This is a genomic window from Dokdonella ginsengisoli (assembly GCF_042652785.1).
GTDB lineage: Bacteria > Pseudomonadota > Gammaproteobacteria > Xanthomonadales > Rhodanobacteraceae > Dokdonella_A > Dokdonella_A ginsengisoli.
The window spans coordinates 452,839-473,488 of sequence record NZ_JBHSHD010000010.1 but is presented as its reverse complement, the minus strand read 5'-3'; the positions used below and the strand labels follow the sequence as shown (position 1 = coordinate 473,488).

Here is a 20,650-nt window from a genome sequence, read left to right as displayed (position 1 = left end):
ATCCATGGCTTGTCAGAAATGCTGGCTTCGTTCGAGGGCGCGTGACAAGCCGTCCTTGGCGCTCTCCCGCTCGGCATCCCTGCCTCGCCAGAAAAAGCGCATGCGATGCCTGAGGGCATCGCATGAGCGCGCTTTTTCTACCAATGGACTCCTCGCATTAGGGCGGCGAAGGCGATCTGTTCGCTGGTCGGTTGTTCGATCTCTCCCCTGCCCTTCATTCCCTTCGACGCGGAGGAATCGGGGAACAGGCGGAAGGCGGTGTTCATGACGATCTCGTATACGCGCGGCGCCAGCGCGTAGAACACCTGGGCGAAGATGCCCAGGCGCGTGGCGATGCGCACCGGCTTCTCGATGATCGCCTCGACGACGATGTCCGCGGCCTCGTCGGGCGACAGCGTCGGCACCGATTCGTACATCTTGGTCGGCGCGATCATCGGCGTCTTCACCAGCGGCATGTTGATCGTGGTGAAGTTGACGCCGTTGTCGGAATACTCCGCCTGCGCGCAGCGCGAGAACGCGTCGAGCGCGGCCTTCGAGGCGACGTAGGCGGAGAAGCGCGGCGAATTGGTCAGCACGCCGATCGAGGAGATGTTGACGATGTGGCCGCGGTGGCGCTCGGTCATCTTCGGCAGGAAGCCCATGATCAGTCGCAGCGCGCCGAAGTAGTTCAGCTGCATCGTGCGCTCGAAGTCGTGGAAGCGGTCGTAGCTCGCGCTGATCGCGCGGCGGATCGAGCGCCCGGCGTTGTTGACCAGCACGTCGACGTGGCCGTGATCGGCGAGCACGTCGGCGACGAACTTGTCGCACGAGGCGAGTTCGGACAGGTCGACCTGGTAGGTGTGGCAGACGCCGCCGGCGGCCTCGATCTCCTTCTTCGTCTCGGCCAGTTCTTCGGCGCCGCGCGCGCAGATCACCAGCTTGGCGCCGGCCGCGGCGACCTTCGCGGCGACCGCCTTGCCGATGCCCGACGAACCGCCGGTGATCACCACGACCTTGTTCTTCACCTTGCCGCCGAGCGAGTGGTCGACGAACAGGTCCGGATCGAGGTGGCGCTCCCAGTAGTCCCACAGCCGCCAGGCGTAGTCGTCGAGCTTGGGCAGGCGGATCTTCGAGCCCTTCAGGGCGCGCTCGGTCTCGCGCGCGTCGAAGCGCGTGGGATAGTTGATGAACTTCATCACCGACGCGGGAATGCCGAGGTCGCGCAGCAGGACGTTGACCACTCGCCGGACCGGCGGCAGACTGCCGATCGCCGCGCGCACGCTGCCGGGGATGAAGCCGAACATGCGCGCGTCCAGGCGCATCGTCATCTGCGGCGCGTGGCCGGCGCGCGCGAACAGGTTCAGCACCTCGCCGATGCGGCGTGGCGCCGGATCGGTCAGGTGGAAGGTGTGCCCGTCCAGCGACGGCTTGTGCGCGATGTGGTCGAGCGCGGCGGCGACCCAGTCGACCGGCACCAGGTTGATGCGCCCGCCCTCCAGGCCGATCGTCGGCATCCACGGCGGCAGCGTCTCGCGCATTTTCTTGATCAGGCGGAAGAAGTAGTACGGCCCGTCGATCTTGTCGATCACGCCGGTGCGCGAGTCGCCGATGACGATGCCCGGCCGGTAGACGCGGTAGGCGCGCGCGTACTGCTTGCGCACCAGGCCTTCGGAATCGTGCTTGGTGCGGAAGTACGGGTGGTCCAGTTCCTCCGCCTCGTCGAACATGTCCTCGCGGAACACGCCCGAATACAGGCCCGCCGCGGCGATCGAGCTGACGTGGTGGAAGCATCCGGCCTTCAGCGCATCGGCCAGTTCGAGCGCGTGGCGCGTGCCCTCGACGTTGGCGACGACCTGGCTCTCCTCGTCGGCGGCCAGGTCGTACAGCGCGGCGAGATGGAAGAAGTGCTTGACCTTGCCCGCGAGCGCACGCTGCATCGCCGGCGTCACGCCGAGCTTCGGCTTGGACAGGTCGCCGACCACCGCCACCAGGCGCTTGTCGTCGACGCCGAGCCGTTCGCGCAATTCGTCGAGCTTCGCCAAAGACTCCTTCCGTACGAGGCAGTGGATCGTGCCCTTGCGCTCGACCAGCCGCTCGAGCAGATGCCGTCCGATGAAACCGGTCGCCCCGGTGACGAAGTAGGTCATGAGCCGCACCCTCCCGTGTCGCTGTTGTCGTCCGAACAAGCATAGACCCGGATCGCCGATGCTGGCTACGCCGGGCCGGCGGTGCGCCGTCGTCCACTCGCGTGCGAAGGCACGGCGCACGCCTGAGCACGGCGCCGCGACGTGTTGTAAGCTCGGGGTCCACAACGCGTGCAGCGCCGGTGAGCGTCCATGTCCGATCTCAATGCCCGTTTCGAAAAAGCCGCTGAAGACGTCAAGAAGCTTTCCGAGCGCCCCGACAACGACACCCTGCTCAAGCTGTACGCGCTCTACAAGCAGGGATCGGAAGGCGACGTCTCGGGTCCGAAGCCCGGCTTCTTCGATTTCGTCGGCACGGCCAAGTACGAGGCCTGGGCCAAGCTCAAGGGCACGAAGACCGAGGACGCGCAGCAGAAATACGTCGACCTCGTGAGCAAGCTCGGAGGCTGACCGGGCGCTCCGGTGCCCGTTCGCCCCGACGCCTCCGCCGACCGCCTCGCTCCCTCCGCCGCGCATGGCCCGGCAGACGCGCGATCGCATTCTCGACACCAGCCTGGCGATGTTCAACGCGCAGGGCGAGCCGAACGTCAGCACCAACCACATCGCCGACGAACTGGGCATCAGCCCCGGCAACCTGTACTACCACTTCCGCAACAAGGACGACATCGTCGAGCACCTGTTCGCGCGCTATGAGGCGCGCCTGGACGAGGCACTGCTGCTGCCCGAGGGCCGCGCTCCCGATCTGGAAGACATCTGGCTGCAGCTGCATCTCGTGTTCGAGTCGCTGCGCCAGTACCGTTTCGTCTACCGCGACCTCGTCGACATCCTGGCGCGCAACCGCAAGCTGAAGCTGCGCTTCGCCCGCATCATGGACCGCGCCGGCGCGAGCACGACCGCGCTGCTGCGCGGTCTGGTCGAGACCGGCGTCGTGCGCGCCAGCCCGGCCGAGATCCGCGCGCTGTCGGAGAACGTGCTGCTGACCGCGACGTTCTGGATGAGCTTCGTCGCGGTGCGCGGCGGCCGCGCCGAGGCCGGCGACGCCGACCTCAACCGCGGCATCCATCAGGTCATGATGCTGATCGCGCCGTTCCTGCGCGAGGCCGAGCGCGCGCACCTCAACGCGCTGGCGCAGGCCTATTCGGCCTGACACCGCGCGGGCCTATTGAAGTTCGAATCCGTCGGCGAAGACGCGGTCCGCCGGCGGAACCTCGTTGAGCAGGCGCATGACGGCGAGATCGCCGATGCTCCAGTCCGGCGTGCGCAGGCTGCGGCCGGCGAGCAGGATGCGTCCGTCCGCCTGCAGTCCGATCGCGCCCAGATCGCTGTTCACGCCGCCGGGCGCGACGTCGGCCAGCAGCACGCCGCCGTCGGCGAAGCCGGCGTCCAGGCGCCCGTCCGGAGTGGCGCGCAGCGCGTAGTACAGCTGCTTGTGGTCGGCCTCCACGTAGTACGTCGCGCCGACGAGCAGCTTGCCGTCGCCCTGCACGACCAGCGAGGTCGGCGTCATCGTCTGCGCGTCCGGCGCGCGCTGCGGCTTGAAGTAGCCGGGCGTGGCGGGATCGCCGAAGCTCTCGTCGGTGCTGCCGTCGGCGGCGAGCATGCCGAGCACGAGGCCGGTCTGGTTCCAGTCTGCGGTGTGGTAGCCGGCGAACGCGATGCGCCCGTCCGGCAACAGGGCGATGCGATGGATCGCGTTGACGTCCGACGCATCGGTCGGATCGCGGAACACGCGCCAGCCGGTACCCGCGAAGCTCGGATCGAACTGGCCGTCGGCGTCGAGGCGTGCGACGGCGTAGTCGAAGCCGTAGTGCTCCCACTCGCCGGGAATCTCGTAGTAGCCGGCGACGACGACGCCGTCGTCGGGCGTCACCGCCAGCGCGTTGAGTTCGCCCCACAGGCCGTCGCCGCCGGACCAAGGAATGCCGGTCACGCCGCCGTCGCCGAAGCCGGTGTCGAAAGCGCCGTCCGGATCCAGGCGCACGACCGTGCCGGTCACCATCGTGCCCTCGACCTGCTCGCCGGCGGCAAGGATGCGGCCCCTGCTGTCGACGCCGATCGAATGCAGGCGCAGCAGGTCCGGCATCGCGGCAACGCCGCCCATGCCGAAGCCGGCGTCCAGTTCCCCGTCGGCCCCGACCTTGGCGACGAAGCCGCGCGGGGTGTAGTTGCCGAAGGCATTGCCGACCATCAGCACCGAGCCGTCGTCCAGACGCCGGATCGCCTGCACCTCCTGCATGCGCTGGTCGGCGACCACGCTCGGCAGCACGAACAGGCCGGGAATGACGCTGTTGCCGAAGCCGGCATCCACGCTGCCGTCGGCATTGAGCTGCACGAGCATGCCGCGGACCTCCGGTTCGTACGGCCGTTCGCCGCGCTTGTAGCGCGAGCCGCCGACCAGCAGCTTGCCGTCGGGCCGTTCGATCACCGCGCCGGGCGTGAACGAGATCGCCTCGACCTGGTCGGGAACGACGTAGGCGACACCGGCCTCGCCGAAGCCCGGGTCGGGCTGTCCGTCGAGCGCATGGGCGGACGTGCAGGCGAGCGCGGCACACGACGCCGCGATTGCGAGAAATCTGAAATTCATCGAACCACTCCCCGTCGGATGGAACGACGGCGAGCCTGCGCCGCGCCCGGCGGCGGCGCATTCACATTTCGTCAGAACGGCATCAGCGTCGCGTCCGGATTTCGTCTGCGGCGGATTGGTCCGTCATTGCCCGGACGCCGCCGGTGCGGATCAGCGACCGGGGCGGATCTGGTTGCGTTCCTGCTGGCGGTCCCAGGCGCGCAGCTCGTCACGCAGGTGCGCGATGCGCTGGCGGCCGAGCGCGTTGCGGCCCTCGTCCAGCACCTGCGCATCGAGCAGCTCGGCCAGCCGCTGCGCGGTCGGCAGCAGCATTTCCCAGGCGTCCAGCGCCGGCAGCGGGCCCGGCAGGGTCATGAACAGCGTCACGCCCGGCGTGCGCACGGCGTCGAGCTGGGTCATGTCGAAGCTGCCCGGCTTGACCATGTTGGCCATGCTGAACACCGGGCCTTCGACGTTCTTGCCCAGCACCAGACGGTGGAAGATGCCCATGTCGCCGAACTCCAGCCCGGCCTTCTCGGCCGCCACGACGACGTCGGAACCGGCCAGCGTCTCGCCGGCGCGTGCGGCGACGAACAGGGTGACGATGCGTTCGATCTGGCGGTCGGCCGGCCGCGCGCCGACGTGGGAGCGCGCCGGCGGTGCCCGCTCGGCGCCGTCCGCGGCCGCGCTCGAACCCAGGCGGTCGAGTTCGGCGCGCATCGAGACGTCCAGTTCGCCCTGCTCCGGCTCGCCCTCGGCATCGGCATCGCCGAAGGTCGGCTCGATGCGCTCGCCGCCGTTGCCGGCGGGGGCCTTCGCGGCGCGGCGCTCGCCCTGCTCCGGGCGCTTGGGGCGGCCGAACAGGTAGATCAGCAGCAGCGCGAGCGCGCCGAGGACGACGAGCGGAATGCCGACTGAGGGGTTCCAATCCATCTTGCTTGCCTCGCGCTGGTTCGGACGATGCGTGCTACGCGGCGCCGGCGAGCTTGGCCGCTTCGGCCAGGTCGACCTGGACCAGTCGCGACACGCCCGGCTCGCGCATGGTAACGCCACAGAGCTGGCGCGCGGCTTCCATCGTCGCCTTGTTGTGCGTGACGAAAATGAACTGCACGTGCTCGCTCATCTCCGACACCATCGACGAGAAGCGGCCGACGTTGGCCTCGTCCAGCGGCGCGTCGACCTCGTCGAGCAGGCAGAACGGCGCCGGATTGAGGCGGAAGATCGCGAACACCATCGCCACCGCGGTCATCGCCTTCTCGCCGCCGGACAGCAGCGAGATCGAGCTGACCCGCTTGCCCGGCGGACGCGCCAGGATCGACACGCCGGTCGACAGCAGGTCGTCGCCGGTCAGCTCCAGATGCGCGTGGCCGCCGCCGAACAGGCGCGGGAACAGCTCCTGGAAGCCGACGTTCACGCGATCGAAGGTTTCCTTGAAGCGCGCGCGCGTCTCCTTGTCGATCTTGCGGATCGCCCCTTCCAGCGTTTCCAGCGCGGTGCCCAGGTCGGTCAGCTGCGCGTCGAGGTAGGTCTTGCGCTGCGACTGTTCCTCGTACTCCTGGATCGCGGCGAGATTGACCGGCTCCAGGCGGCGGATCTTCTGTTCGAGCTCGCCGAGCTCGCCCTGCCATTGCACGGCGTCGGCCTCGGCCGGCAGCGATTCCAGCAGCGCCGGCAGCTCGAAGCCGGCCTCGGCGATCGCCGCGGTCAGCGACTGCGCGCGCAGGCGGTGTTCCTGTTCGCGCAGGCGCAGCTCGGCGACCTGTTCGCGGTGCTCGTTGAGGCTCTGCTCGAAGCGGTGGCGCTCCTGCTCGAGGCGGCGCAGCTCGGCGTCCTGCTCCTGCTGCGCCTGGCGCGCCTCCACCATCTGCCTGTCGACCAGCAGGCGCTGGCTGAGATAGGTCTGGCGCTCGCCTTCCAGCCCGGCCAGCGGGTCGTTGCCGGTCGCCAGCTGCGCGGCGATCTCGCCGCGGCGGGTGTCGAACTGCGCGAGCTGCACGTGCATGCGCTGCAGCGACTGCTCCAGCGCGACCACCGCGGCGCGGCGCGACTCGATCGACAGCGCCAGCTGGTGCGCCGTCTCGCGCGCCTCGCGCGAGTTCATGCGCGCCTCCTCGCGTGCCTCCAGCAGCTGGCGGCGCTCGCTCTCCAGCAACTGGCGGCGCTGTTCGTGATCGCCCATCGCGGCGACCGCGACCTCGAGCCGTCCGCGCGCCTCGTGCGCCAGCGTGCGGTCGGCGTCGAGCTTGGTGATGACTTCCTCCAGCTCGCGCGCGACGCGGCCCAGGCGCTCCTGCGCGCTGTCGATGCGGCCGCGCTGGCTCTGCAGCTGGCCGGCGACTTCGGCCAAGCGGCGGTGCGCCGTGTACAGCTCGCGCTGCGCGTCGTCGCGCACGCGCTCGGCGTCGATGCGTTCGTGCTTGCCGCGCTCGAGCGAGTCGGCGTGCTGGGCGATCTCCTCCTCCAACTGCGCGATGCGCTCGGCCAGCTCGCGGATCTCGCGCTCGCGCGCGAGCACGCCGACCTGGGCGCCGGCGCCGCGCTGCACACGCAGGAAACCCGCGCCCAGCCATTCGCCCTGCGCCGTGACCAGCGATTCGCCGGCGCCGAGCGCAGGCAGGCGTTCGCGCGCCGCCGGCAGCGAGTCGACGGCGTGCACGCGGGCGAGCAGCGCGCGCGCGGCCGCCGGGCCGGAAACGCGCGCGGCCAGCGAATGCGCGGGCACGTCGATGGCGCCCTGCGCCGAGCCCATCAGCACCAGATCGTTCTCGCCGAGCGAGCCGAGTTCGCCGGCCTGTGCGGCCGGGTCGTCGATCAGCACCGCCTCGAGCCAGCCGTCGAGCACGGTCTCGACCGCGCGCTCCCAGCCGGCCTCGACCTGCAGCGCCTCGCCGAGCCGGCGCGCGCCGCCGAAACCCAGGCGTTCCAGCCATTCCTGCACGGCGCCGCCGGCGTCGCCGAGCGCGGCGTGCTGCAGCGCTTCGAGCGAGCCGAGCCGGCCGCGCAGGTTTTCCAGGTCGCCGCGGCTGCGGCTGAGCGCCGCCTGCGTTGCGCGCTCGGACTCCAGCGCCGCCTCGGCCGCCTGCCGGCGCTCGTCCAGGGCTTCGGTGTGCGTCTCGACCTGCTCGCGCAGCACGCCGTGCTCGTTGTCCAGCGTCTCCAGCGCGAGCGCCAGCTCGTCGAGGTTCGCCGCGGCGCGCTCGCCTTCCAGCGCGCTGCGGCGCTGGTCGGACTGCAGCGCCTGCTTGTCCAGGTAGTCCAGGCGCGTGCGCTCGACCTCGGCCGCCTGGCCGGCCTGCGAGGCATCCTGCGTGTAGCGCTCCCACTGCTCCTGCCATTCGCCGAGCCTGGCCTCGGCGGTGCGCAGCGCCTCGATCGCGGCCTCGTCGGCCTCGCGCAGGGTTTCCAGCTGCGGCTCGGATTCGGCCAGCTGACCCTTGATCTCCTCGAAGCGCAGGCGGTCGTTCTCGATGTGCTCGGCCAGTTCGCCGTGCGCGCGCTCGGTCTCGCGCTGCGCGCGCTCGAGCTGCTCGGCCAGTTCGCGGCTGTGCTGGATCTGCTGTTCGACGCGCGCGATCTCGGCGCCGACGCGGTAGACCTCGGCCTGCACCGTGTTCATGTGCTCGACCGCGGCGGTGTGCTTCTCGCGCCCGGTCTCCAGCGCGGCCTCGGTGTGGCGCTGCTCGGCCAGCTGCTGCTCGATCGCCAGCTCCGCCTTGCGCAACCCGCTCGAATGGCCGTCCAGCTCGGCCTGCGCCGCGCGCAGGTTCAGCGCCTTGACCTCGGCTTCCTTCTTCTTCTGTTCTTCCTTCAGCGCCTGCCAGCGTTCGGCCGTGCGCGCCTGCCGCTTGAGGTGCTCGAGCTGCTTGTCGACCTCGTCGCGCACGTCGCGCACGCGGTCGAGGTTCTCGCGCGTGGTCTTGATGCGGCTTTCGGTCTCCTTGCGGCGCTCCTTGTACTTGGAGATGCCGGCCGCCTCCTCGAGGTGGCCGCGCAGCTGCTCCGGATCGGCCTCGACGATCTCGCTGATCATGCCCTGCTCGATGATCGAGTAGCTGCGCGGGCCGAGGCCGGTGCCCAGGAACAGGTCGGTGATGTCGCGGCGGCGGCAGCGCACGCCGTTGAGGAAGTACTGCGACTGGCCGTCGCGCGTGACGATGCGCTTGACCGAGATCTCGTTGTAGCCGGCGTACTCGCCGCCGACCAGGCCATCGGAGTTGTCGAACAGCAGCTCGACCTGCGCGCTTCCGACCGGCTTGCGCCCGCTCGAGCCGGAGAAGATCACGTCGGTGAGCGCGTCGCCGCGCAGGCGGCTGGCGGCGCTCTCGCCCATGACCCAGCGGATCGCGTCGATGATGTTCGACTTGCCGCATCCGTTCGGACCGACGACGCCGGTCATGTTGGTCGGCAGGTGCAGGGTGGTCGGGTCGACGAAGGACTTGAAGCCCGCCAGTTTGATCGTAGTCAGACGCATGCGAGGACGTTTTCGAAAGGCGCGGCCGGAGCGGCGGCGCGGAATGCGGGCCGCGCGCCGACGGCGCGCGGGCGGTCCGGATCGGGGCGGCGGATCGGGCGCGCGGGAGCCGACGGGCTCCCGCGCGGATTGTCCGCAAGCCGGCGCCGACGGCGCAACGCTGGCGGACCAAACAAGTGCAACGGCGGCGCCGTCAGTCCTTGGCGCCCGGCGGCGGCGCCGGCGGCGTCGCGGCGCCCTGCGCAGCCGGCTGCGCCGGTCGCATCGGCATCGGCCGCGCTCCGGCCGGCTTGGTCGCGGCCGGGTCCGCCGGCGGCGGCGGGTCGGCCAGCACGATCTTCGCGCCTTCGCGCAGCTGGGCGATGCGCTCGTCGCCGGCGCGCTTGGTCAGCGTGCGCCGGATGCCTTCCTTGACCTGCTCGAACGCCGGCTGCGGCGCCTCGCTGGCGGCGGTGAGATGCAGCACGGCCCAGCCCTGCGGCAGCTGCACCGGCGTCTTGGTGGTCTCGCCGGGCTTGAGTGCGGCCAGCGCGGTCGCCAGCGGCGGCGCCATCTGCGTGGAACGGGCGCGGTTGAAGTTGCGCGCCGAACGCGCGTCCTTGCGGTAGCCGTCCAGCGTCGCGTCGAACGGCTTGGCCGCGATCGCGGCCGCCGCCTTCTGCGCGGCCGCCTGGTCGGCGTAGATCATCTGGCTGAAGTCGTAGGCCATGCCGGCGCCCTTGGCGACCTGCTGGTCGTACTCGGTGCGGATGGCCGCGTCGTCGACGGCGATCGACTTCTGCAGCTGGCGCATCGTCGCCGACGAGGCCGCCTGCAGGCGGCCGAGCTCGACCAGCGCGGCGAAGTCGGCATCGTTGGCATAGCCTTCCTTCTTCGCCAGCTGCTCGAGCAGCACGAAGTCGGTCAGCTGCTTGAGCGCGCGCTCGCGCTGCTGCGGATTGGACAGGTCCAGGCCGCGCGCGATCGCGAACGCGTCGAGCAGCTTCTGCGGAACGGCCTCGCCGTTGACCGTGACGACGACCGGGCCGGCCGGCGCGGCCGACGACGTGGCGCCGCCGCCCTGGCCGCCGGAGCAGCCGGCGAGCACGGCGAGCGCGAGTGCGGTCAGCGAAAGACGGATCGAGGTCGCTGCATCGGGTGATTTCATCATTCCTCCTCGGGAGCGCGGGCGTCGATCGCCAGCGCGTGGATGTCGGTCTGCATCAGTTCGCCCAGCGCGGCGTACACCGCGCGGTGCCGGGCCAGTGCAGGCTGGCCGCGGAACGTCTCGCTGACGACGTGCACGCGGAAATGCCCGCGGCCGTCGCGCGCACCGGGGTGCTTGGCGTGGCGATGGCTCTCGTCTTCCACGTCGAGCACCGACGGCGCCAGCGCGGCGCCGAGCCGCGCGCGGATCTGCTCGACGCGCGTGCTCACGGCAGCACCCTGCGGAACGGCCGCACGACGACCTCGCGATAGACGCCGGCGGCGCGGTAAGGATCGGCGTCGGCCCAGGCCTGCGCCGCCGCCAGATCGTCGAACTCGGCGACGATCAGGCTGCCGCTGAAGCCGGCCGGGCCCGGATCCTCGGCGTCGATCGCCGGGAACGGGCCGGCCAGCAGCAGCCGGCCTTCCCGGTTCAGCGCCTGCAGGCGCTCCAGGTGCGCCGGCCGCGCGGACATCCGTCGCGCCAGCGAATCGGCCTCGTCGATGCCGGTGATCGCATACCACATGGTTGACAGCTCCCTCGGCCAAGCCTTGAAGAATTCCGTTTGCGCGATCCGCATGCGGCCGCGGCTCGCGAAGACGGCCGCTCGCGCCCCGTCTTCGCGCCAGGGCGGCCCGCGCCCGCACGCGGCGGCACGTCGCCGTGCCGGAGCGGTCTCGTCGCGCCGCTCGAAACCGCAATGGTAGCCGATGCGTCGCGCGCTGCGTCCGCCGCCACCCGATTGCGCGCGAACGCGTTTGCCCGTACGCTAGGGGCGAATCGAGAGGCCGCAGTTCCCGCGCGAGACGCCGCGGCGACGTGCCCGCCCTGCCGCAGCCTTTCGAACCTTTGGAACGATGTGTGCCGCTCCGGATTGCAGGATCCGGGCATTCCTCGTTGCAGACGCCGCGATCCGGCCGGCTGTCGCCCGGCCGCGTACGACGTCCCGCGACTGTCGACAGATCTTCGCATGACCCGCGCCGTGGGGAGCCCGTCCAGGGCCGGTGCTCATGGGATCGAGCATGAATCAGACGCTAGAGCAGCCAACGCCAGCAGATCCGCCGAGCAGCGCCTTCGCGCAGGTACCGCAGCAGCAGGAAATCCCGCTCGCGGTCGTGCACGGCCAGCCGCTGCTGGAGATCCCGCAGGACCTGTACATCCCGCCGGACGCGCTGGAAGTCATCCTCGACGCGTTCGAGGGGCCGCTCGACCTGCTGCTGTACCTGATCCGCCGGCAGAACCTCGACATCCTCGACATCCCCATTGCCGAAATCACCCGGCAATACGTCGACTACATCGAGATGATGCACGAGATGAAGCTCGAACTCGCGGCCGAATACCTGGTCATGGCCGCGATCCTGGCCGAGATCAAGTCGCGCCTGCTGCTGCCGCGACCGCCGAGCGAGGACGGCGTCGAGGCCGACCCGCGCGCCGAACTGGTGCGCCGCCTGCAGGAGTACGAGCGCTTCCGCAAGGCGGCCGAGGACATCGACGCGATGCCGCGGCAGGAGCGCGACTTCGCGCCGGCGCACGTGCAGGTGGACGACCGCAACGTCATCCGCCTGCCGCCGCCGGTCGAGCTGCGCGAGCTGCTGCTGGCGCTCAAGGACGTGATGAAGCGGGCCGAGCTGTACGGCCACCACGCGATCCAGCGCGACGCGCTGAACGTGCGCAGCCGCATGAGCGATGTGCTGCGCACGCTCGGCGACGGCGAGTTCCACCGTTTCGAGAACCTGTTCGACGTCTCCGAGGGCCGTCACGGGGTGGTGGTCACCTTCCTCGCCATGCTCGAGCTGGCCAAGGAGCAGCTGGTGGAGATCGTGCAGGAAGAAGCCCTGGCTCCGATCTACGTGAAATCGCTGGCCACGCAGTGATGCCGGCCGTTGCGATCGCCCACGATCGCGGAGATCCAAAGGCGGCCATCCGCGGCCGCGCTGCTCGGCAATTTTCGCGATCGTCCCCGATCGCCGGGATCAAGAAGCGGCCCTCCGCGGCCGCACTTCTCAACTGACAGAAAACTGATGGAATTGCATCAACTCAAACGCATCATCGAAGCGGCCCTGCTCGCTTCCGCGCAGCCGCTGACGCTGCCGCAGATCTCCGGCCTGTTCGACGAGTTCGCGATGCCGTCCCAGGAAGACCTGGCCCAGGCCGTCGCCGAGCTCCAGGCCGACGCGGACGGGCGCGGCGTCGAACTGGTCGAAGTGGCCTCCGGCTTCCGCTACCAGATCCGCCAGGACGTGCACGCGTTCGTCTCCAAGCTGTGGACCGAACGCCAGACGCGCTACTCGCGCGCCCTGCTGGAGACGCTGGCGCTGATCGCCTACCGCCAGCCGATCACGCGCGCCGAGATCGAACAGATCCGCGGCGTCGCCGTCTCGACCAACATCATCCGCACGCTCGAGGAGCGCGACTGGGTACGCGTCGTCGGCTACCGCGACCTGCCCGGCAAGCCGGCGCTGTTCGGCACCACCAAGCAGTTCCTCGACTACTTCAGCCTGAAATCGCTGGACCAGCTGCCGGCGCTGAGCGAGATCCGCGACCTCGAGGAGCCCGAGTCGCAGCTCGCCCTCGGCGACAACGGCGAGGCGATCCCCGCCAATGTCGAGGTCGACGACACGGACGAGGCGCAGCCTGGCGCCGAAGACGGCGAAGACGGCGAAGACGGCAGCGAAGCGGAAACCGCGTCCGAAGCTGCCGAAGCCGCCGATGCCGATGCCGAGCCCGGCGACGAGACGGTGCAGGACGAAGCAGGCGCCGAATCCGAATCCGAATCCGAATCCGGCATCGAAACCGAAGCCGATACCGAAAGCCCCTCCCGCGGAGACGACCTCTCCGCCGAGGAATCCGGCGCCGACGGCGCCGATGCCCCAACCCCCGCCGTCGAAGAAGACGCCGACACCCAGACCGCGCGCGCCGAATCCTCCCCCGGCGCCACCTCCGGCAACACCACGGAACCCGTCGCATGACCACCTCTTCCCGCTCCATCCTGAAACTCAAGCGCTCGACCGCCGCCGAAGGTGCGGTCGTCGTCGAGGAACGCCTGCACAAGGTGCTGGCCAACGCCGGCCTCGGCTCGCGCCGCCTGCTCGAACAGCGCATCGAATCGGGCGAAGTGCAGCTCAACGGCAGCGTCGCCACGCTCGGCCAGAGCGTGCGCAGCGGCGACCGCGTCGAAATGGACGCCAAGCGCTTCGTCGTGATCGCCGACAACGCCGAACACGCCCAGGTGCTGATCTACAACAAGCCCGAAGGCGTGGTCGCAACGCGCGACGATCCCGAGGGTCGCCCGACCGTGTTCGAGCAGCTGCCGCCGCTGAAGGGCGCGCGCTGGATCGCGGTCGGCCGCCTGGACATCAACACCACCGGCCTGCTGCTGCTGACCACCGACGGCGACCTCGCCAACACCCTGATGCACCCGCGCTCGGAGATCGAGCGCGAATACATCTGCCGCGTGCACGGCGAGGTGCCGGACGAGACGATCGAGCGCCTGCGCAGCGGCATCGAGCTGGAAGACGGCCCCGCGCGTTTCGACGAGCTCGTCGTGATCAGCCGCGGCGCCAGCCATTCGTGGTTCCGCGTCACGCTGCGCGAAGGCCGCAACCGCGAAGTGCGCCGCATGTGGGAATCGCAGGGCCTGATGGTCAGCCGCCTCAAGCGCATCCGCTACGGCAGCATCGAGCTGCCGCGCGGCCTGCTGCGCGGCCGCTACCAGGAACTCGACGCGCCGCAGGTCGCCGAACTGCGCCAGCGCAGCGGCTCGCCGGATCCGGAGCCGCGCCTGACCCTGGCGCCGGTGATCGGCCAGCGCCGCGCCGCGCCGACCGAGTTCCGGCCGAACCCGAAGACGCAGCAGGCCTGGACCGGCACGCGCAGCGAGGAAGCACGCGAATTCGCCGCGTTCGATCGCGTGCGCGACGACGGCTGGCGCCCCGGCGCCGGCAAGCCCGGCCGCAAGCAGCGCAGCGGTCCGCGCAAGCCCGGCGGCGGACAGGCGCGTCCCGCGCGCGGCCCCGGCGGCGCGCCGGGCGGCGGCAAGAACCGCCGCCAGGGACAGTCGCAGCAGGGCCAGGGACAGGGACAGCGCCAGAATGCCTACAGCGAACCGGGCCTCAGCCCGGCCGTGCTGCGCAGCTGGTTCCCCGACAGCGCCGGCCAGCCCGGCCGCAAGCGCCGCGGCGCGCGCCCCGGCGCCGAAGTCTCGTTCCAGGCCGGCCAGTTCCAGCCGCGCCCGGCCAACCCGAACGCACCGCGCGGACCGCGCAAGCCGCGCGGAGGCTCGCCGGGCAATTCGCTGCAGCCGCGCGGAGGCTCGCCGGGCAATTCGCTGCGCGACGGCAACGCCCAGCCGGGCAGCCCCTATTCGGCGCGTCCGCCGCGACCGAACGGGCCGCGCCGCCCGCAGCAGGGCAACCCCTCTCCCGGCAATTCGATCTACGACGGCAACTCGTCCAACGAGCGCCGCCCCGGCGGCGGCAACCGTCGCCGCGGACCGCGCACGCCGCGCTGATCGCGGCGCGGCGCTGCCGCCAGACACCACGGTGCCCGCACGTCGCCGCCGGCGACGTCCCGGATCACCCATCGCGTTACGTGCGGATTCGCTCCCGTTCCGCGTTGAGGTCGGAAGTCACGACACTCATCGCCCGGGAGCCAAGCCATGTCACCGATCCTCCGCGCCGCCCTCCATTGCGGTCTCGGCGCGCTGTGCGCGGCGTCGCCGAGCCGCGCAGCCGTCTTCTGCGCCGACACGCCGGGGCAGATCGCCGACGCGATGGCCGTCGCCAAGGCCAACGGCGAGGACGACGAGATCCGCATCGTCGCCGGCTTCTATCCGCTCGACGACGTGCTGCGCCTGGGCAACAGCGAGACCGAGGCGTTCGCGCTGGCCTTCTCCGGACGCTGGAACGCCGACTGCTCGCAGCCATCGGCCGGCGGCGCCAGCACGCTGAGCGGCCAGGACGAGCGGCAGATCCTGGCGCTGTCGCTCGGCGGCGGCACCGACGTGGCGATCACCGACCTCGCCTTCGTCTCCGGCTTCGCCGCCTTCAACCGCTCCGGCGGCGTGGTCGACATCGCCGGCGGGCGCGACGTCACGATCGAGCGCAGCCAGTTCTACGACAACGCGATGGCCAACGGCGAGCCGGCGCTGAGCGTGCAGTCCGCCGGTGCGGGCAGCCGCCTGCAGGTGCGCAACAACCTGGTCTTCGACAACCTCGGCAGCCACGAGATCGGCGTGTACCTGCAGGCGAACCAGGGCGAGGCCCACGTCGTCGGCAACACCATCACGGCCAACACCAACGACGCCGCCTGTCCGTGCAGCGCGCTGAACTACGGCGGCAGCTCCGCCTACACGCTGGCCAACAACCTCGTCTGGGGCAACGCCGGCGACGACGTGTTCGTCAACGCGACCGATCCGATCCATCGCAACAACGACATCGGGCGGATCGGCGTCGGCGGCAATCCGCTCGGCAGCGGCAGCAGCGGCGATCTCAGCGTCGATCCGATGTTCGCCGCCGACGGCATGCACCTGCGCCCGGAGTCGCCGCTCGTCAACGCCGGTTTCGACGAACCCGCGGGAGGCATCGGCGAACTCGACGGCGGCCGCGGACCGCGCCGCGTCGGCGCACACGTCGACATCGGCGCGTTCGAGACCGACGTGATCTTCCGCGACGGCTTCGAGTGAGGCGGCCGTGACCACCTGCCGTTTCCGCTTCGCCGCCGCGCTGCTCGCCGCCGTGCTGCCGGGCATCGCCGCCGGCGCCACCTTCGAGGTCGTCAACACCGCCGACAGCGGCGCAGGATCGCTGCGCCAGGCGATCCTCGACGCCAACGCGCATGCCGTCGCGGTTCCGGCGGAAGCCAACACGATCGCCTTCGCGATTCCCGGCACCGGGCCGTTCACGATCCGGACCCCGTCGCAGCCGCGCCTGCCCAATCTGCGCGGCAAGCTGACGATCGACGGCTACACCCAGCCCGGCAGCCGGCCGAACACGCGAGCCCCGGATGAAGGCGGCCTCGATACGCAGCTGATGATCGAGCTCGAAGGCCCCGGCAGCGGCTACGGCCTGGTGCTCGACAGCGGTACGCCGGTCGCCGACGTCACCCTGCGCGGCCTGGCGATCCACCACTACTCGCCGCATCTGGGCGCCTCCAACAACCAGAGCCGGCTGGCGATCGAGGGCTGCTACATCGGCACGACGCTGGACGGCTCTGCTGCGGTGGCGAGCGGCTCGCAGACCTGTTTCGCGATCGGCGGCACCCTGCGCGTCGGCGGCACGCTGCCGGAGCGGCGCAACCTGATCGCCAACTGCGGCAACAGCGCCATCGCGGTCGGCAACGGCAACACGGTCATCGAGGGCAACCTGATCGGCACCGACGCCAGCGGCGAACGCGCCTTGCCGGGCATGGCCAGCGGCAATGCCGGCATCGTGATCTCCGGCGGAGGCGGTTCGACACCGCGCCTGCGCATCGGCGGCCCCACCCCGGCATCGCGCAACGTGATCTCCGGCCATCGCAACGCCGGCATCGCGCTCGGCGGCAACACCGGTTTCGATGCCTACCTCAGCTTCGAGATCCAGGGCAACTTCATCGGCACCGACTGGAGCGGCACGCGCGCGATCCCGAACGGGATCGAGGGCTTTGCGCAATTCGGCGGCGGCATCGTGCTGTCCCGCGTCAGCGCCGACAACGCACCGGCGCCGATCGGCGGCTTCGGCCCCGGCCAGGCGAACCTGATCGCCTTCAACCACGGCCCCGGCATCCTCAGCCGCGACGGCCGCAGCGGCGAGAGCTTCGACAACCGCGGCAACGTGATCCACCACAACCACGGCAAGGCCCGCGCGAATGTCGACATCGCACCGGCAGGCCCCACGCCGAACGATGCCGGCGATGCCGACGGCGAACCCGGCGAAAACCCGTTGCAGAACTGGCCCGAACTCCTCTCCGCCAGCGTCTCCGGCGACCAGCTCAGCCTCGGCTATCGCGTCGATTCGAGCCCCAGCGCCTCGGCGTATCCGCTGCGCATCGACTTCTACGAGAACGTGCAGGGCGGCAGCGGCGCCCTGCTCGGCCAGGACAGCTACCCGGCCGCGTCGGCGCAGCAGCCACGCACCGTCACGCTGACCCTGCCGACCGGCGCGAAGGCGATTCCGCTGGTCGCCGTCGCGACCGACGCGAACGGCTACTCGAGCGAGTTCTCGCCGGCCTTCGACGTGCTCTTCGAGGACGATTTCGACTGACGTCCAGGCGCGGCCGGGATCACGGCCCCGCGGCCCCTGTCGTTCGCCCCGGTTGCCTGCCTCCGGCGGCCTTGCCGGTCCCGCGTGCGCTTCACGTGCCGTATCGCGTTGACTGCAGCACTGCCGATCACGAGACGTCCGATGTCCGAGCGATTGCCGTCTTCCGCCACCGTGGCGCGCGCGCCCCGCCTCCGTGCGCTGGCGCGCGCCGTGCTCGCCGGCGTGCTGGCCGGGCCGGCGGCGGCCATCTGTGCGCCGGCCGCGGCGGCGGCACCGTCCATTCCGGCCGGCGGCGTCACCTGGGTCGTCACCCATTGCGATGACGACGGTGTCGGCAGCCTGCGCCAGATCGTGCGCGACTCCGCCGTCAGCGGCGACACCGTCGACCTGCGCTTCCTCTCCTGCAGTACGATCACCCTCACCAGCGGCGCGATCGCCGTCGATCTCGACGATCTCACCGTGCTCGGCGCCGGTCGCGACCGCATCACGATCGACGCCGCCCATCTCGGCCGCGCCTTCGCGCACGACGGCAGCGGCACGCTCGATCTGCGCGGCCTGGAGATCGCCAACGGGAAATACGCGGCGCAGGCGGTCGTGCGCGGCGGCTGCATCTACTCGCGCGGCGACGTCGCGCTGTACGAGGTCTCCGTTCACGACTGCCTGGCGAGCGGCAGCGGCGCGCGCGGTGGCGGCATCTACTCGCGCGGAAACCTCGACCTCACCGACAGCACCGTCGCGAACTGCACGACACGCGCGGGCGGCGACACCGTCGACGTCGCCCAGGGCGGCGGCGTGTTCGCGGAAGCGGGCCTGGTCGTCGTACGCAGCACGATTTCCGGCAACCTGGCCGCGTCCGGCCACGGCACCGGCGCGATGTTCGGTGGCGGCGCCTTCGTTCGCGGCAATTTCGTGGCCAAGTACAGCGGCTTCCTCGACAACGCGACCCATGCCGATGCCGGCTACGACAGCGCCGGCGGCGTCGGCGTCGAAGGTGGCGCACTCGTGGTCGGCTCGAGCTTTCACGGCAACAGCGCCATGAGTTCCGGCGGCCTGGCCATCCGCGGCGGCAATGGCGCGGAAGTGACCATTTCCAACAGCACGATCTCCGCCAACCAGTCGCGCAGGGGCGCGGGACTCGCCGTCGGCGCAGCGTTCACGCTTTCCAACAGCACGGTCACCGGCAACCGGACCTATTTCTTCGGCGCAGCCGACCTCGGCGGCGCCGGCGTGTTCGTCGGCACGACGGCGACGATCGAAAGCTCGATCGTCGCGGGCAACGTGTCCAGCAACAACGGCGCCGCACGCGATCTCGGCGGCGCCGACACGGCGACGATCGGCGGAAGCCGCAATCTGATCGGCGTGTCGCGACTGGCCGTGCCGCCGGATACTTCCGCCGCGGACCCCAGGCTCGGCGCGCCGATCCGGCGCGGCACGGCGATGACGTACCCGCTGCTGCCCGGCAGTCCGGCGATCGACGCCGGCAGCAATCCCCGCTTCCTGCCGTTCGACCAGCGCGGCGATCCGTTCCGGCGCGTCGTCGGCGCCGGCCCCGACATCGGCGCGTACGAATTCGATCCGGACCGCATCTTCTTCGACGACTTCGAATAGACGGCGGGCTTGTATCGGGCCGCGCGCGGGCCGTGTCGCGCGAAACGCAGAAGCCGTCGTGTCGAATGCCGGCAATGAGGTTTTCCATGCTTGCGCGAAGAGTCAACCCGGTCCATCCCCGAACGACGCCTCTTGCCCGAAGCCTCGCGCTCGCCTGCGGCCTGGCCTGCACGGCAAACGCGCTCGCCGCGACGCCCGAGCCGCACGGCGGCGCGAACATCGTCGTGCAGAACTGCGACGACGACGGCAGCGGCAGCCTGCGCGAAGCGGTGCGCGACCTCGCCGTCAGCGGCGACACCATCGACCTGCGCTCGCTCTCCTGCAGCACGATCACGCTGACCAGCGGCGCGATCGCCGTCGATCTCGACGATCTCACCGTGCTCGGACCGCCCAGGCGCATCGCGGTCAGCGGCCACCGGCAGTCGCCGGTGGTCGTCCATCTCGGCCACGGCACGCTCGCCTTCCACGACGTGGCGATCACCGCCGGACGCCGGTACGTCGAAGACGCTCCCGCCCGCGGCGGCTGCCTCTACTCGCAGGGCGACGTGCTGCTCGACGACGTCACCCTGAGCGACTGCGTGGCCGGGAGCCCGCAGGCTGCCGCCGGCGGCGGCCTGTTCGTCGCCGGCGACCTGGTCCTGTTGAACAGCGTCGTCACCGGCGCGCAGGCGATCACCGGCAGCGGCGGCGCGAGCGGCGGCGGCGCCCGCGTCGGCGGCCATCTGACCGCCAAGTACAGCGCCTTCACCTACAACAGCACCGGCGCGACGGAGGCATCCGGCGTCTCCACCTGCGGCGCGGCGGCGGCGGCCAACGCGACCCTGGTCGGCTCGAGCATCGTCGGCAACAGCGCCGCCTACTTCGGCGGCTTGTGCGCTGAAGACGCCAACGCGAGCGCGCCGCTGCGCGTGAGCAACAGCACCATCGCCGACAACCTCTCGCGCGGAACGGCGCCGTCGACCGGCGGCACCGGCCTCGACGCGCGCGGCGCGCTGACCGTCTCCAACAGCACCATCGCGCACAATCTGCAGGCCGCCGCCGGCGACGGCGTCGGCCTCTACGCGCGCACCGGCGCCAGCATCGAAAGCTCGATCGTCGCCGGCAACGCCTCCGACAGCGGCGCGCAGCCGGCCGACCTCGCCGGCGGGCCGGGAGCGAGCGTCGCCGGCAGCCACAACCTGATCCGCGCCTCGACCCTGCCCCTTCCGCCGGACACGCTGGACGCCGATCCGCGCCTGCGCGCGGTCGCGGTCTTCCCCGGCGGACGCCCGACCGCCTACGTGCGCGCGCCGCGCGAGGACAGCCCGGCGATCGACGCCGGCAGCAATCCGCTCGGCCTCGTCTACGACCAGCGCGGCGCACCGAACGTACGCGTGTCCGGACCAGCAGCCGACATCGGGGCCGTCGAGCTCGATCACGACACGATCTTCGCCGACGGCTTCGACGTCGACGGCTGAGCGC

16 protein-coding genes are annotated in these 20,650 nt (G+C 70.8%); 9 read left to right on the top strand and 7 right to left on the bottom strand.

Features of this window, described 5'->3' with window-relative positions:
• Positions 1-137: 137 nt before the first annotated feature.
• Positions 138-2,126: an SDR family oxidoreductase gene (locus tag ACFO6Q_RS14335; protein ID WP_380021787.1), complete on the bottom strand. Its 1,989-nt coding sequence runs from the start codon at positions 2,124-2,126 to the stop codon at positions 138-140.
• 189 nt (positions 2,127-2,315) lie between these two features.
• Between ACFO6Q_RS14335 and ACFO6Q_RS14330 the strand changes: the two genes are divergently transcribed.
• Positions 2,316-2,573 carry an acyl-CoA-binding protein gene (locus tag ACFO6Q_RS14330; RefSeq protein ID WP_380021786.1) on the top strand — a complete coding sequence of 86 codons (258 nt, stop codon included), beginning with the start codon at positions 2,316-2,318 and terminating at the stop codon, positions 2,571-2,573.
• Between the two features lie 64 nt (positions 2,574-2,637).
• Positions 2,638-3,270 (top strand): TetR/AcrR family transcriptional regulator, encoded by a 633-nt coding sequence (locus ACFO6Q_RS14325; protein WP_380021785.1) that lies wholly within the window; start codon positions 2,638-2,640, stop codon positions 3,268-3,270.
• Positions 3,271-3,282: 12 nt separating this feature from the next.
• On the opposite strand, the gene ACFO6Q_RS14320 is transcribed toward ACFO6Q_RS14325, so the two are convergent.
• The 6 genes from ACFO6Q_RS14320 to ACFO6Q_RS14295 all read right to left on the bottom strand — a co-directional run bounded on the left by ACFO6Q_RS14320 (position 3,283) and on the right by ACFO6Q_RS14295 (position 10,869).
• Positions 3,283-4,707, bottom strand: coding sequence for a hypothetical protein (locus tag ACFO6Q_RS14320; protein WP_380021784.1), 1,425 nt, complete (start codon positions 4,705-4,707; stop codon positions 3,283-3,285).
• Positions 4,708-4,857: 150 nt separating this feature from the next.
• A complete protein-coding gene (gene zipA, locus ACFO6Q_RS14315; RefSeq protein ID WP_380021783.1) occupies positions 4,858-5,619 on the bottom strand; it encodes a cell division protein ZipA in 762 nt (253 codons plus the stop codon).
• A gap of 34 nt (positions 5,620-5,653) precedes the next feature.
• Complete coding sequence (gene smc / locus ACFO6Q_RS14310) at positions 5,654-9,157, bottom strand: chromosome segregation protein SMC (protein WP_380021782.1); 3,504 nt, start codon at positions 9,155-9,157, stop codon at positions 5,654-5,656.
• A 193-nt stretch (positions 9,158-9,350) separates the two neighbouring features.
• Positions 9,351-10,304, bottom strand: coding sequence for a peptidylprolyl isomerase (locus ACFO6Q_RS14305; protein ID WP_380021781.1), 954 nt, complete (start codon positions 10,302-10,304; stop codon positions 9,351-9,353).
• On the bottom strand, positions 10,304-10,573 hold the full coding sequence (locus ACFO6Q_RS14300; protein ID WP_380021780.1) for a BolA family protein: 270 nt from the start codon (positions 10,571-10,573) through the stop codon (positions 10,304-10,306). Before ACFO6Q_RS14300 ends, ACFO6Q_RS14305 begins: the two co-directional genes overlap by 1 nt.
• Positions 10,570-10,869, bottom strand: a complete 300-nt coding sequence (locus ACFO6Q_RS14295; RefSeq protein ID WP_380021779.1) for a YciI family protein — start codon at positions 10,867-10,869, stop codon at positions 10,570-10,572. Before ACFO6Q_RS14295 ends, ACFO6Q_RS14300 begins: the two co-directional genes overlap by 4 nt.
• A gap of 496 nt (positions 10,870-11,365) precedes the next feature.
• Here ACFO6Q_RS14295 and ACFO6Q_RS14290 point away from each other — a divergent pair, with 496 nt between their 5' ends.
• From ACFO6Q_RS14290 to ACFO6Q_RS14260, 7 genes are all read left to right on the top strand, one after another.
• Complete coding sequence (locus ACFO6Q_RS14290; RefSeq protein WP_380021778.1) at positions 11,366-12,217, top strand: segregation and condensation protein A; 852 nt, start codon at positions 11,366-11,368, stop codon at positions 12,215-12,217.
• A 147-nt stretch (positions 12,218-12,364) separates the two neighbouring features.
• Positions 12,365-13,312 (top strand): SMC-Scp complex subunit ScpB, encoded by a 948-nt coding sequence (gene scpB, locus ACFO6Q_RS14285; RefSeq protein ID WP_380021777.1) that lies wholly within the window; start codon positions 12,365-12,367, stop codon positions 13,310-13,312.
• Positions 13,309-14,853 carry a pseudouridine synthase gene (locus ACFO6Q_RS14280; protein WP_380021776.1) on the top strand — a complete coding sequence of 515 codons (1,545 nt, stop codon included), beginning with the start codon at positions 13,309-13,311 and terminating at the stop codon, positions 14,851-14,853. Before scpB ends, ACFO6Q_RS14280 begins: the two co-directional genes overlap by 4 nt.
• 147 nt (positions 14,854-15,000) lie before the next feature.
• Positions 15,001-16,026, top strand: a complete 1,026-nt coding sequence (locus tag ACFO6Q_RS14275; protein WP_380021775.1) for a right-handed parallel beta-helix repeat-containing protein — start codon at positions 15,001-15,003, stop codon at positions 16,024-16,026.
• 7 nt (positions 16,027-16,033) lie between these two features.
• Positions 16,034-17,581: a hypothetical protein gene (locus ACFO6Q_RS14270; protein WP_380021774.1), complete on the top strand. Its 1,548-nt coding sequence runs from the start codon at positions 16,034-16,036 to the stop codon at positions 17,579-17,581.
• A 141-nt stretch (positions 17,582-17,722) separates the two neighbouring features.
• Positions 17,723-19,189, top strand: a complete 1,467-nt coding sequence (locus ACFO6Q_RS14265; RefSeq protein ID WP_380021773.1) for a choice-of-anchor Q domain-containing protein — start codon at positions 17,723-17,725, stop codon at positions 19,187-19,189.
• An 86-nt stretch (positions 19,190-19,275) separates the two neighbouring features.
• A complete protein-coding gene (locus ACFO6Q_RS14260; RefSeq protein ID WP_380021772.1) occupies positions 19,276-20,646 on the top strand; it encodes a choice-of-anchor Q domain-containing protein in 1,371 nt (456 codons plus the stop codon).
• Positions 20,647-20,650: the final 4 nt, after the last annotated feature.

What these genes read in the sequence shown, in the direction of transcription:
- ACFO6Q_RS14335 (WP_380021787.1), bottom strand. Translation starts at nt 2,126, where the DNA reads ATGACCTACTTCGTCACCGGGGCGACCGGTTTCATCGGACGGCATCTG.
- ACFO6Q_RS14330 (WP_380021786.1), top strand. Translation starts at nt 2,316, where the DNA reads ATGTCCGATCTCAATGCCCGTTTCGAAAAAGCCGCTGAAGACGTCAAG.
- ACFO6Q_RS14325 (WP_380021785.1), top strand. Translation starts at nt 2,638, where the DNA reads ATGGCCCGGCAGACGCGCGATCGCATTCTCGACACCAGCCTGGCGATG.
- ACFO6Q_RS14320 (WP_380021784.1), bottom strand. Translation starts at nt 4,707, where the DNA reads ATGAATTTCAGATTTCTCGCAATCGCGGCGTCGTGTGCCGCGCTCGCC.
- zipA (WP_380021783.1), bottom strand. Translation starts at nt 5,619, where the DNA reads ATGGATTGGAACCCCTCAGTCGGCATTCCGCTCGTCGTCCTCGGCGCG.
- smc (WP_380021782.1), bottom strand. Translation starts at nt 9,157, where the DNA reads ATGCGTCTGACTACGATCAAACTGGCGGGCTTCAAGTCCTTCGTCGAC.
- ACFO6Q_RS14305 (WP_380021781.1), bottom strand. Translation starts at nt 10,304, where the DNA reads ATGAAATCACCCGATGCAGCGACCTCGATCCGTCTTTCGCTGACCGCA.
- ACFO6Q_RS14295 (WP_380021779.1), bottom strand. Translation starts at nt 10,869, where the DNA reads ATGTGGTATGCGATCACCGGCATCGACGAGGCCGATTCGCTGGCGCGA.
- ACFO6Q_RS14290 (WP_380021778.1), top strand. Translation starts at nt 11,366, where the DNA reads ATGAATCAGACGCTAGAGCAGCCAACGCCAGCAGATCCGCCGAGCAGC.
- scpB (WP_380021777.1), top strand. Translation starts at nt 12,365, where the DNA reads ATGGAATTGCATCAACTCAAACGCATCATCGAAGCGGCCCTGCTCGCT.
- ACFO6Q_RS14280 (WP_380021776.1), top strand. Translation starts at nt 13,309, where the DNA reads ATGACCACCTCTTCCCGCTCCATCCTGAAACTCAAGCGCTCGACCGCC.
- ACFO6Q_RS14275 (WP_380021775.1), top strand. Translation starts at nt 15,001, where the DNA reads ATGTCACCGATCCTCCGCGCCGCCCTCCATTGCGGTCTCGGCGCGCTG.
- ACFO6Q_RS14265 (WP_380021773.1), top strand. Translation starts at nt 17,723, where the DNA reads ATGTCCGAGCGATTGCCGTCTTCCGCCACCGTGGCGCGCGCGCCCCGC.
- ACFO6Q_RS14260 (WP_380021772.1), top strand. Translation starts at nt 19,276, where the DNA reads ATGCTTGCGCGAAGAGTCAACCCGGTCCATCCCCGAACGACGCCTCTT.